This window comes from Flavobacterium sp. N2038, from assembly GCF_025947185.1.
In the GTDB taxonomy this organism is placed as follows: Bacteria; Bacteroidota; Bacteroidia; order Flavobacteriales; family Flavobacteriaceae; genus Flavobacterium.
Genome location: NZ_CP110001.1, coordinates 185,363 through 197,496, shown reverse-complemented (window position 1 = coordinate 197,496; position 12,134 = coordinate 185,363). Strand labels below are relative to the sequence as shown.

10 protein-coding genes and 1 tRNA gene are annotated in these 12,134 nt (G+C 32.3%); 8 read left to right on the top strand and 3 right to left on the bottom strand.

What is annotated here, in order from left to right; translation table 11 throughout:
- Positions 1-274: 274 nt before the first annotated feature.
- Positions 275-347: transfer RNA gene (locus OLM51_RS00770), tRNA-Phe, on the bottom strand.
- 99 nt (positions 348-446) lie between these two features.
- Between OLM51_RS00770 and OLM51_RS00765 the strand changes: the two genes are divergently transcribed.
- The 7 genes from OLM51_RS00765 to OLM51_RS00735 all read left to right on the top strand — a co-directional run bounded on the left by OLM51_RS00765 (position 447) and on the right by OLM51_RS00735 (position 7,386).
- Positions 447-1,181 carry a type III pantothenate kinase gene (locus OLM51_RS00765; RefSeq protein WP_264552528.1) on the top strand — a complete coding sequence of 245 codons (735 nt, stop codon included), beginning with the start codon at positions 447-449 and terminating at the stop codon, positions 1,179-1,181.
- A complete protein-coding gene (locus tag OLM51_RS00760) occupies positions 1,174-2,403 on the top strand; it encodes a hypothetical protein (RefSeq protein ID WP_264552527.1) in 1,230 nt (409 codons plus the stop codon). The genes OLM51_RS00765 and OLM51_RS00760 overlap by 8 nt, the downstream gene beginning before the upstream one ends.
- 51 nt (positions 2,404-2,454) lie before the next feature.
- A complete protein-coding gene (gene lptC / locus OLM51_RS00755; protein WP_264552526.1) occupies positions 2,455-3,006 on the top strand; it encodes an LPS export ABC transporter periplasmic protein LptC in 552 nt (183 codons plus the stop codon).
- 10 nt (positions 3,007-3,016) lie between these two features.
- Positions 3,017-3,211: a hypothetical protein gene (locus tag OLM51_RS00750; RefSeq protein WP_264552525.1), complete on the top strand. Its 195-nt coding sequence runs from the start codon at positions 3,017-3,019 to the stop codon at positions 3,209-3,211.
- A 3-nt stretch (positions 3,212-3,214) separates the two neighbouring features.
- Entirely contained in the window at positions 3,215-4,474 is a 1,260-nt protein-coding gene (locus OLM51_RS00745) for a hemolysin family protein (RefSeq protein WP_264552524.1), read from the top strand.
- Between the two features lie 108 nt (positions 4,475-4,582).
- On the top strand, positions 4,583-6,682 hold the full coding sequence (locus OLM51_RS00740; RefSeq protein WP_264552523.1) for a peptidylprolyl isomerase: 2,100 nt from the start codon (positions 4,583-4,585) through the stop codon (positions 6,680-6,682).
- Positions 6,683-7,053: 371 nt separating this feature from the next.
- Complete coding sequence (locus tag OLM51_RS00735) at positions 7,054-7,386, top strand: hypothetical protein (RefSeq protein WP_264552522.1); 333 nt, start codon at positions 7,054-7,056, stop codon at positions 7,384-7,386.
- 48 nt (positions 7,387-7,434) lie between these two features.
- Here the strand turns inward: OLM51_RS00735 and OLM51_RS00730 are convergent, their stop codons facing one another.
- Complete coding sequence (locus tag OLM51_RS00730; RefSeq protein WP_264552521.1) at positions 7,435-8,349, bottom strand: GYDIA family GHMP kinase; 915 nt, start codon at positions 8,347-8,349, stop codon at positions 7,435-7,437.
- A 106-nt stretch (positions 8,350-8,455) separates the two neighbouring features.
- A complete protein-coding gene (locus OLM51_RS00725) occupies positions 8,456-9,769 on the bottom strand; it encodes a hydroxymethylglutaryl-CoA reductase, degradative (protein ID WP_264552520.1) in 1,314 nt (437 codons plus the stop codon).
- Positions 9,770-9,949: 180 nt separating this feature from the next.
- On the opposite strand from OLM51_RS00725, the gene OLM51_RS00720 reads away from it, so the two are divergent.
- Complete coding sequence (locus OLM51_RS00720) at positions 9,950-12,121, top strand: S9 family peptidase (RefSeq protein ID WP_264552519.1); 2,172 nt, start codon at positions 9,950-9,952, stop codon at positions 12,119-12,121.
- The last annotated feature ends 13 nt before the right edge of the window (positions 12,122-12,134 follow it).

Here is a 12,134-nt window from a genome sequence, read left to right as displayed (position 1 = left end):
CATAAAGCAATTTTATATATTTAGTAAAGGTTAAAATATGAAAATATAGTTTTACGAATATATCAGATAGTTTTTTAGCTACAGGATGTTTTTTTAACAAAAAGGATTTGTTTATTGACTCTGAAGTTTGTTCAAAAGTTGCACAATAAAAAAAAGAAAGGTCGGGAAAACTTATTTGAAACTTTGTGAACCTTTGTATTGATAGGACTTTACAGTAAAATATTTACTAAAAATAATAAAAACAAAAAACCCGAATATTTCTATTCGGGTTTTGTGGTACCTCCAGGGATCGAACCAGGGACACATGGATTTTCAGTCCATTGCTCTACCATCTGAGCTAAGGTACCGTGCTTGTTGCGGGTGCAAATATATAACCATTTTTGATTTGTGCAAAACATTTTTTTAAAAAAATCAATTTGTATCTTCGCAGAAGTAAAAAAGTAAATATGGTTTTAACTGTTGATGTTGGGAATACTCGGATTAAAGCATCTGTATTTGAGGGAAGTACTGCTCTTGAGAATTTTGTTTTTGAGAAAAATGAGCTTGAAAAAAATATTGAAAAAATATTAATAAAATTTTCAAATTGTTCCGATTTGGTCGTTTCTTCGGTTGGAAAAATTGAAAAAGAGTCTTTTTTGGCTTTCGAAAACCGATTGAAAGTTCACTTTTTTACACATGAAGACATTTTTCCATTCAAAAATAAATATGCAACGCCAAAAACCTTAGGAATAGATAGAATGATTTTGGCTTCCGGGGCTACATTACAATTTCCAAAACAAAATAGATTGGTTATTGATGCCGGAACTTGCATAACTTACGATTTTATCGACGAAAACGATAATTATCTGGGCGGAGCCATTTCTCCGGGACTTCGTTTGCGTTATGAATCTTTGCATAACTTTACAGCACGACTGCCTTTGCTTGCCTTAGAGAATCCGGATTCTTATATCGGAAACTCAACGCCACAGGCAATTCATTCTGGTGTTGTTAATGGATTCGTCTATGAGATAGATGGTTTTATCGATGAATATCGGGCAAACTTTTCAAATTTTATAATAATTTTAACGGGAGGCGATGCAGATTTTTTGGCTAAACGATTAAAAAATACCATATTTGCCAATTCAAATTTCTTACTAGAGAGTTTGAATCAAACTTTTCAATATAAAACCGACAATGATTAAAAAAATTATAATAAGCGCTTGTCTGCTTGTTTCATTCGTTTCATTTGCTCAGCAAGGTACAGCTTCACCATATTCTTTTTACGGAATTGGAGACTCAAGATTCAAAGGTACGCTTGAATTTAGATCTATGGCCGGAGTTGCCGTTGAGCAGGATAGTATTCACTTGAATATTGATAACCCGGCAAGTTATGCTAGTTTGATTCAGACGACTTTTTCTGTTGGAGGTTCTTTTGGAACATCAACATTAAAAAATGATAACGAATCTTCAAAAGCACAAAGAGCAACTTTTGATTATTTAGCGTTAGGGATTCCAATGGGTAAATTTGGGGCTTCATTTGGTTTAGTTCCATTGTCTTCTGTAGGGTATAAGATCTTAGATGATAATACAGCAGATCCTAATGCAGCAAGCGGTCAGTTTGAAGGAAAAGGTGGTGTAAATAAAGTGTTTTTAGGTTTAGCCTATAAGATTAAACCAAACTGGAATATTGGTGCAGATGTACAGTACAATTTTGGAAAAATTACAACATTAAGTATTGAAGGAATTACAGATGTTGCAGATGTAACAACTGAGACGAATTTATCTGAATTATCGGGTGTCAATTTTAATATTGGAACCATGTATCAAGCTAAATTAAGCAAGAAGTTAGGATTGTTTACAAGTTTAAATTATACTTTTGCAAGTACATTAAATTCGACCAACTCGAGAGTAATTTCGGTTTATTCAGATCCGGATCCTATAATTTACGATGCGGTTGAAACAAAATTAAAATTGCCAAATAAATTGACAATTGGTGCCGGTATCGGGGAAGCAAGAAAATGGCTTGTTGGAACTACTTTGGCTTTTCAGGGTAATGGACAATATGCTAATTACTACAATTCAAGCGATAATGTTCGTTATGAAAAGTATTCAAAATATGCTGTGGGAGGTTATTTTATTCCTAACTATACTTCATTTAGTAATTACTTTAGCAGAATTACATACAGAGCTGGTTTGAAATACGAAAAACTAGGTTTGGTAATTAACAATCAGTCTATCAATGATGTTGGAGTGACTTTAGGAGCTGGTTTCCCAATCACCGGATCATTCTCAAATGTAAACCTTGGGATTGAGTTTGGTAAAAAAGGAACAACATCAGCTGGCCTGATTCAGGAAAACTACATGAACTTTAGTGTAAGTTTCTCTTTCAACGACAGATGGTTTGTGAAGAGTAAATTCAACTAAGAACTGGATTTTATCTTTTTTAAGCTCACTACAATTTACTACTTTTGGCAAATGAATTTACCAAAGAGATATATTATAAGCGTTGTCACAGTTCTTGCTGTGACACTGTTTTTTGGATGCGAAAGTAATTTTAAAGAAGTTCAGCGAAGTAACTTCGCAGAGTTTGTTCCGGGAAGTGACGCTGATACTGTTGATATAAAATATACAGATTCCGGACGTATTACAGGAGTCCTAAAAAGTCCTAAGATGTTGGATTATTCTAATTTAGAATTCCCTTTTACAGACTTTCCAAAAGGCATTGATGTAACGCTTTATGATAAAAAACAAAAGCGTACTTTTATCAGATCAAATTATGCCGTATCGTATAAACAAACCGGAATAATAGATTTACAGGGAAAAGTAAAAATTACGTCAGAAGCAGGGCAGGTTCTGGAAACAGAACAGCTTTATTTTGATCAGAAAAATGAATGGTTCTATACCGAAAGAAAATTTAAGCTTACTGATGCTAAAGGAGTTTCAAATGGACAAGGGGTAGATTTTAGTAAAGATTTTAAAGTGATTAATTCACAGCGAATAAGCGGTGAAATTGAATCAAACGAATAAAAAACAGGTTATGGGTTACTTAAAATACACACAATACGTTTACATTGCATTTGCCGTTTTCTTTATTTATGACGGGGTAACAAAGCTTAATGAAAACAATGAGGGATACCCTCTGAGCTTTGTAATTGCCGGAATGGCAGTGTTTATGTTTTTCTTTAGAAGAAGATTTGTTAAGAAATTTGACGACCGAAACAAAAAACAGTAAAAAATGGAAATTAGTATTATAATACTATGTTTAATACTATCAGCCTTTTTTTCGGGAATGGAAATAGCTTTTATTTCATCCAATAAAATTTATCTTGAAATAGAGAAAAAGCAGGAAAATTTTCTCTCAAGAATCTTAACCAGACTTACCGGGAATCCTTCCAAATTTATTGCTGCAATGCTTATTGGTAACAATGTGGCATTGGTAGTGTATGGTTTTTATATGGGGGATTTAATTCTAAACGGTCTTATAAGCTTAGGATTTCATTTTTCAGATCTTACAAGCTTAGCGATTCAAACTATCATTTCGACGTTTATCGTTTTGCTAACGGCAGAGTTTTTACCAAAAGTTTTTTTTCAGATTTATGCCAATTCTTTAATTAAATTTTTTGCAATTCCAGCTTTTCTGTTCTATCGCCTTTTTTATTATATCTCTACTTTTTTTATTTGGATTTCAGACTTTGTTTTGAGAAAGTTTTTCAAAACAGAAGGAGATCAGGTGCAATTGTATTTTAGTAAAGTGGAGTTGGGGAATTATATCACAGAGCAAATGAATTCTGTTGAAGACGATCAGGAAGTTGATTCTGAAATCCAGATTTTTCAAAATGCTTTAGAGTTTTCAGGCGTAAAAGCGCGTGATATTATGACGCCACGTACAGAAATTGTAGATATTGATTTGTTTGAAAGCGTTACAGAGCTTAAAGAGCTTTTTATTGAGACTGGTTATTCTAAAATTATAGTAAGTCAAAATTCGCTGGATGATATTGTGGGTTATGTGCATTCATTTGATTTGTTCAAAAAGCCAAAAACCATCAAATCTGTTTTGATGACAGTTGAATTTGTTCCTGAAACAATTTTGATAAAAGATGCTTTAAGTTTGCTGATCAAAAAGCGAAAAAACGTTGCCGTAGTTTTAGACGAATATGGAGGGACTTCGGGAATTATAACCATAGAAGATATTGTAGAAGAACTTTTCGGTGAGATTGAAGACGAACATGATTTAGATGAAGAATTGATTGAAGAAGAATTGGGTAATGGTAAATATTTGTTTTCTACAAGATTAGATGTCGAATATTTAAATGAAGAGTACAAATTGACAATTCCGGAAGAAGATTCATATGGAACATTAGGAGGATTTATCGTCAACTTTACGAAGGAAATTCCGCAAAAAGGAGATAAAATTCTTATAGATAAGTATGAATTTGTGATCGAAGAGGCCACAGATAAGAAAATTGAATTGGTAAAAATGACTATAAAAGAGTGATTTTTTTTAATTATTAAAAAAATTGTTGAAAATAAAACGCTAGTTGTATTGTTATTAACTAGATAATTGTATTTTCGCAAACTGAATATAAAATTAACGATAATAAAAATGGCAGTTTTAGCAAAAATTAGACAGCGTTCCGCTTTATTGATAGGAGTTATTGCACTTGCATTATTTGCATTTATAATACAAGATCTAATCGGTAAAGGGACATTTAGTCAAAGTTCAAAAGATGTGGGAAGCATCGACGGGAAAGATATTTCATTTGAAGACTTTAGAATTAAAGTTAGTAATGTTGAAAAAAGTGGGCAAGGAATTACTTCCACTGAAGCTGCAAACAGAGTTTGGGACCAAGAGGTTTCAATCGCATTATTATCAACTCAGTTTGATAAATTAGGATTGAGAGTTGGAGAAAAGCACTTATTGGAAGTTTTAAAGGCTGATCCAAATATTGGTAAAAATCCAATGTTCTTAAATGCCGCTGGTATGTTTGATGTAGTAAAATTTAAAGAGTACTTCAAAACAAATCCTGAAGCAGCACAATATATTTCAAGTAAAGAGAAAGATGCAGAATTGAATGCAAAATTTCAAATTTACAATACATTGATTAAATCTGGACTTTACACAACTGCTAGTGAAGGAAAGTTGAAATATGAAATGGAAGCTAACAAAGTAAACTTTAGTTATGCTGCAGCTTTATATTCTTCTATTAAAGATAGTGATGTTAAAATTTCAGATTCAGACATTGTTGACTATATGAAGAAAAACGAGAAAAAATTCAAAGCGGATGAAACTCGTGAAATTCAATATGTTTTAGTTGAAGATAAAGCTTCAAAAGAAGACGAAGCTGAAATTAAAGCTAAAATCACAGGATTATTAAACGGAAGTGTTGTTTACAATGCTAAAACTGGTAAAAATGATACTTTAGCTGGTTTTAAAAATGCTACAAACATTGCGGAATTTGTAAACTCAAATTCTGATGTTCCTTACGATTCTACTTATGTTCCTAAAAATGCTTTGCCAGCTGTTGATGCTGATAAATTATTCAGCTTACCTGCTGGAGCAATCTACGGACCATATGTTTACGGAAGATATTATGCGATCTCTAAATCTTTAGGATTTAAAGCTGGTGTTAATGCAAAAGCAAGTCATATCTTAATCGCTTATGATGGATCTCAAACACCAAACGCTAAAGAAAAAAGAACTAAAGAAGAGGCTAAAGCTAAAGCTGAAGAAATTTTAGCACAAGTTCAGGCTAATCCGGATAGTTTCATGATGTTGGCTTTTACAAGTTCTGACGATTCATCTGCACAACAAGGTGGTGATTTAGGATATTTTGGTCAAGGTCAAATGGTAAAACCATTCAATGATTTTGTATTCAATAACGGAATTGGTAAAGTTGGATTAGTTGAAACTCCTTTCGGATTTCACATCATCAAAATTACAGATAAACAAGACGGAATTCGTTTAGCTACAATTGCTCAAAAAATAGAGCCTTCTGAAGCTACTTCTGATAAAGTATTTACATTGGCAACTAAATTCGAAATGGCTGCGGCTGATAAGGATTTTGCTGCAACTGCAAAAGAGTTAGGTTTAAAAGTGGCTGCTCCGGTAACTGCTAAAGCTATGGATGAAGCGTTTGGTCCTCTAGGAAACCAACGTAACATTGTAAGATGGGCATTTGATAAAGAAACTAGTACAGGTGATGTTAAGCGTTTCGAAATTGCAAACGTTGGACACGTGATCGCACAATACAAAAGCGAAAACAAATCAGGTTTAGTATCTGTAAGTTTAGCAAGACCTTATGTTGAGTCTATCTTGAAAAACAAGAAAAAAGCAGAAATGCTAAAAGCTAAATTAACTGGTTCTACAATCGAAGCTATTGCTAAAAGTGCTGGTGTAGCAGTTCAACAAGCTACAAATGTTACTTTAGATAATCCTGTATTACCTGGAGGAGTTGGTCAAGAGCCAAAAGTTGTTGGAAATGCGTTTGCATTAGCTGCAAATAAAGTTTCTGCTCCAATTGAAGGAAATACTGGAGTATATGTTGTAAAAAACATCAGTACAGTAAAAGCTCCTGCTCTTGCTAATCATGCAGAGTATGTAGCTAAAGTAAAAGCACAAAGCGCATCTGATACTAACAGAATTTTACCAGCTTTGAAAAGCAATGCTAAAATTGAAGATAACAGATTACAATTTAATTACTAGTTTTTAGTAAAATAAATAAAGATTAAAAACCCGAAGATTCAATCGAATCTTCGGGTTTTTTGCTTTAATTAATTCTCTAACTTGTTTTGTAATAAATAATTGACAATTTTTTCTTAATTATATAGGAATAATAGAAATTTAATCTTAACAAATTTGTGTTATTAAAATTATTACTGTTAATTTGCTGAAATTTTATTTAAACAGAATAAAATTAGTTTAATGTTTGTTTTTAAAATCGTGAGTTAAAAAAATGAATAAGTATTTTAATAATCAGTTGGTTAATGTTTTTGTTTAGTTTGTTTCGTAGAAAGCCCAGAGTATATTCTAAAATAGAAAATCATATTTATGGAATCATCATTGAGCTTTTAAAAGTGAGCAGCACCGACATCAATGTTGATGAGTTGGGAGGGAAATACTATTTAAGCAACGAAGAGCAGCATTTTAAAGTGACTATATTAAGCAACGATTATGTTATAAGATTAACGAATACTCGTGATTCTGTAGCTGAAAAATACGATAAAGTATTTGTTGAGGATGTTTTAAAAGCGGTTAAAGAAGAAAAACACCGTAGAATGGAGCTGGTTTATGATTCTATTAATAATAGTATAGAAAAGATGGCAGAACGACTCCATAATACACTTATAGAGTCTAATGAACTGGAGAATCAAAAAGTCCGGCACCTCGAGTCTAAACAAATCGGATAAGAAAATGTACTGATTTTGCTTTACTAAATCAGATTCTAGAAATGACAATTACTCCTTTAAGATCATTTCATCATAAGTTAGGATTGTATTGTATCCTTTAGATTCAAAATAAGTTGTTGGGTTTTCTTTTGAAACCACCATTACAAAATCTCCGCCCCACGCACCAAGACTCTTAATTGCGCCATTAAAATCAGGAAAAGCGCGTTCTTTTATAGTGTCCAATTCAAGAATTTTACTAAGATGAACTTCGTGTTTTTCAACTGCTTTGGCAAACTCATTTAAAGTTTTAGCATTTAAAATCGCCTCAGTAATCTTGTTATTTTCAACAATATTTTTGGTTAAATTCTGACTTTTATGATTGTTGTAAGCATGAATTGCTGCTTTACTGTTTTGCTTTTTATTAAGATATACAAAGAAAATATTTTTTGTAAAGTCAGGATAGAATGAAACTGGCGTAACGCTGTTGTTTTCTATTTTGTAAACAATAGGAGTATTATTTTGTGCGCAGGCAATATCATAACCACTTCCTCCAAAACTATTTTTTAGAAGTGTAAAAGCATTGATTTTGGTCCATTGTGCAATATTATTAATCAAAGTAGAGGATGTTCCTAGTCCCCAATTTCTTGGAAAAGTAAGATTTGTCTTAACTTTGTACCCTTGAGCCTGATTAATAAAATCCGGATTAAGAAGATAAGCCTCATGCAGAATATTAATGAGGGTTGATTTTACAGTTTCAATCTCGGGATTTGTATTATTTATAATTTCATCAAACGAAATGGTGTTCTCAAACCAAAGTTGTTGATCATAATCGTAACTTTTCCATTCAATGGTTTTATCGTTTCCATCTTCAACAATTAAATTTTGTCCAAATTTGGTTGGTAATGCAAAAGCATCTGCACCATCCAGGACTAAATATTCTCCAGAGATAAATAATTTTCCGTTACTGTAAAAAGTTGTTTTCATACTTCGATTTTAAATAAATCCCAATATTTTAAATTCCAAATTCCAATTATCGTTGGAATTTGGAATTTTATTTGGAGGCTAAGATTTTTTGGAATTTTTATATATTCTATTTTCTTAAATTCTCAATAAACTCTACAACAGCACTATGAGAAACGGCAGTTTTCTTAAAATGAGTTTTAATCAAATGACGTTCTTCATCTGTTGCCTCAAATTGATTAATGATATTGTTTAAGTGCATTTTCATATGTCCTTCCTGGATTCCGGTTGTAGTTAATGATCGTAATGCAGCAAAATTTTGTGCCAGACCAGCTACAGCAACAATTTCCATTAATTCTTGTGCAGAAGGTTTCTCAAGCATTTCAAGACAAAGTTTTACAAGAGGATGTAGAGAAGTTAGCCCTCCAACAGTACCCAAAGCCAAAGGTATTTCAAGCCAAAAAGTAAAGATGCCATTTTCTATTTTTGCGTGAGATAAACTTGAATATTGCCCGTTTTTTGAAGCATAAGCATGTATGCCGGCTTCAATAGCTCTAAAATCGTTTCCTGTTGCCAGAACAACAGCATCAACACCATTCATAATTCCTTTATTGTGCGTAACTGCTCTAAAAGGCTCTACCTCGGCAATCTGAACGGCCTGAACAAAACGCTCGGCAAATTCCTGAGGATTTGAAATATGTTTTTCGGCTAACTCTTCAATAGGACAGGAAACTTCGGCTCTAACGATGCAATTAGGAACATAATTAGATAAAATACTCATTACAACCTTAATGTTTTCATCTTCTGTAAATAATTCAGAATGCTGAAATTCCTCTTTTAAGGTTGTAGCAAATTGTTCTAAGCATGAGTTGATGAAATTAGCCCCCATACTGTCTTTGGTCTCGAAAGTTGCATGGAGCTGAAAGTAGTTCTCAAGTAAATTTCTCTTGTCTCTTAACTGAATATCCAATATACCGCCTCCGCGTTGTTGCATATTCTTGGTGATACTTTGCGTTTCGGAGAAAAACTTTGGTTTAATGGCGTTAAAAAACAATTCTAGTTTTTCAGCATCGCCCTTAAAAGTAAAATGAATCTGGCCAATTTTTTCAGTATTGATTACTGTTGCTTTAAATCCGCCTCTTGTTGCCCAATATTTAGCAGATTTTGAAGCTGCAGCAACAACTGAACTTTCTTCGATTGCCATTGGAATTGTTTTATATTTTCCATTGATCAAAAAATTAGGGGCAACTCCAAGAGGAATATATAGGTTTGTAATTGTATTTTCGATGAATTCGTCATGCAGTTGTTGGAGCTTTTTGTCTGAATTCCAGTAATTTCTTATAATATTTAGTGCTTCTTCTGGAGTAGAAAAGTATTCATTGGCAATCCAATTAATTTTTTCTTTTTTGGATAATTTAGAAAATCCGGCAACAGCGTTGTTCATTCTCAGTATATTAAATAATAATGTTGCTGCAAAGATACTATTTTAAGACTTTTCATTGCAATGTATTTGAAAGATGAAAATACGCAATCGTTATTTTTTTTTACATTTAACACTTATAATGTGTAATATGTTTATTTTTTTCACTAAAATTGGGCTCTTTTTTAAAATTAAATAATTCTGATGAATACAAGTAAAATTACTGTAATGCTTTTGTTATTTGTTGCGACTGTTTTTGGTCAACAAAAAATTACTGTTGAGAGCATTTATGGCGGTGCATTCCGTGCAAAAGGAATGGATGAATTGCAATCTTTAAAAAACACAGATCAATACACTGTTTTAAATGTAGATCAGTCAACCAGGAGCAAGCAGATTGATTTATACGATTTTGCAACTTTAAAAAAGGTATCTAACTTAATTGATACAAAAAACTACAAAGAACTTGCTGACGGAATTGATAGCTACATCTTTGATGCTTCAGAAAAAAAGATTTTAGTTGCTACTCATACTAATAAAATCTTTCGTCATTCATTTACAGCAGATTATTTTTTATACGATATCGCTTCAAAATCACTAACAAAATTGGTTGATTTTCAAATTCAGGAGCCAACTTTTTCACCAGACGGAACTAAAATCGCTTATGCAAGAGAAAATAATCTTTATGTGTATGATTTAGCTTCAAAAAAATCTACAGCTGTTACAACTGACGGAAAGAAAAATGCTGTTATAAATGGTATTACGGATTGGGTTTATGAAGAAGAATTTGCTTTTGTACGGGCTTTTGACTGGAGTAAAGACAGTAAAAAAATAGCTTACATCCGTTTTGATGAAAGTGCTGTTCCGGAGTTTTCTATGTCTATGTTTCATAAAGATTTATATCCAACAGTTGAAACTTTTAAGTATCCAAAAGCGGGAGAGAAGAATTCGGTAGTTTCTTTGCATGTATACGATGTAGTTGGAAACAGTACTAAAAAAGTTGATTTAGGTAATTATAATGATTTTTATATCGCAAGATTAAAATGGACAAATGATGCTAATGTATTGTCTGCTCAGGTTTTAAATCGTCATCAGGATAATCTTGATTTATTATTTGTCGATGGAACAACTGCAGCAGCAAAAGTTGTTTTGAATGAAAAAGACAAAGCATATGTTGATATTACAGATAATTTGACTTTCTTAAAAGATAATAGTTTTATCTGGACAAGCGAAAAAGATGGTTTTAATCATATTTATGTTTATGATAAAACTGGAAAACTTAAAAACCAGGTTACAAAAGGAAACTGGGAAGTGGTTTCATACTACGGTTTAGACGAAAAAACAAAAACTATTTTCTATCAGTCTACAGAAAATGGTTCTATCAACAGAGATATTTACAGAATTGGTTTAGACGGAAAAAACAAAGTACGTTTAACTTCAAAAGTAGGAACAAGTGCAGCTACTTTTAGTCCAAATTTCCAATACTTTATTAATACTTTCTCAAGTAATTTACAGCCTACAACTTATACTTTAAACGAGGCTAAAACAGGAAAAGAAATTCAGGTTATCGAGAATAATCAGGCTCTTGCTGATAAATTAAAAGCATATAACCTTCCTGCAAAAGAATTCTTTGTTTTAAAAACGGCAAAAGGAAACGAACTTAATGCATGGATTTTAAAACCGAAAGATTTTGATCCTTCAAAAAAATATCCTGTTTTCATGTACCAATATTCTGGTCCGGGATCACAACAAGTAAACAACGATTGGAATAATAGCGATGATTACTGGTTTTTATCACTTACACAACAAGGTTATATTGTAGCTTGTATTGATGGTAGAGGAACTGGTTTTAAAGGTGCAGATTTCAAAAAAGTTACTCAAAAAGAATTAGGAAAATACGAAGTTGAAGATCAGATTGACGCTGCAAAAGTAATTGGAGCATATCCTTATGTTGACGCTTCAAGAATTGGTATTTTCGGATGGAGTTATGGTGGTTTTATGGCTTCTAACTGTATTTTTCAAGGAAACGATGTTTTCAAAATGGCAATCGCTGTTGCTCCGGTAACAAACTGGAGATTTTATGACAGTGTTTATACAGAGAGATACATGCAGACTCCTCAGGAAAATGCAAGCGGATACGATCAAAACTCTCCAATAAATCACGTTGATAAATTAAAAGGTAAGTTTTTATTAATTCATGGTTCTGGTGATGATAATGTTCATGTTCAGAATTCAATGCAAATGATGGAAGCTTTAATTCAGGCAAATAAACAATTCGATTCTCAAATCTATCCAGATAAAAACCATGGTATTTATGGTGGAAAAACAAGAATTCAATTGTATAACAAAATGACTAATTTTATCAAAGAAAATTTATAATCTAAATCAATTA

Bases quoted from the DNA above. Each gene is read 5' to 3' on its own strand.
- OLM51_RS00765 (WP_264552528.1), top strand. From the start codon at position 447: ATGGTTTTAACTGTTGATGTTGGGAATACTCGGATTAAAGCATCTGTA.
- OLM51_RS00760 (WP_264552527.1), top strand. From the start codon at position 1,174: ATGATTAAAAAAATTATAATAAGCGCTTGTCTGCTTGTTTCATTCGTT.
- lptC (WP_264552526.1), top strand. From the start codon at position 2,455: ATGAATTTACCAAAGAGATATATTATAAGCGTTGTCACAGTTCTTGCT.
- OLM51_RS00750 (WP_264552525.1), top strand. From the start codon at position 3,017: ATGGGTTACTTAAAATACACACAATACGTTTACATTGCATTTGCCGTT.
- OLM51_RS00745 (WP_264552524.1), top strand. From the start codon at position 3,215: ATGGAAATTAGTATTATAATACTATGTTTAATACTATCAGCCTTTTTT.
- OLM51_RS00740 (WP_264552523.1), top strand. From the start codon at position 4,583: ATGGCAGTTTTAGCAAAAATTAGACAGCGTTCCGCTTTATTGATAGGA.
- OLM51_RS00730 (WP_264552521.1), bottom strand. From the start codon at position 8,349: ATGAAAACAACTTTTTACAGTAACGGAAAATTATTTATCTCTGGAGAA.
- OLM51_RS00725 (WP_264552520.1), bottom strand. From the start codon at position 9,769: ATGAACAACGCTGTTGCCGGATTTTCTAAATTATCCAAAAAAGAAAAA.
- OLM51_RS00720 (WP_264552519.1), top strand. From the start codon at position 9,950: ATGAATACAAGTAAAATTACTGTAATGCTTTTGTTATTTGTTGCGACT.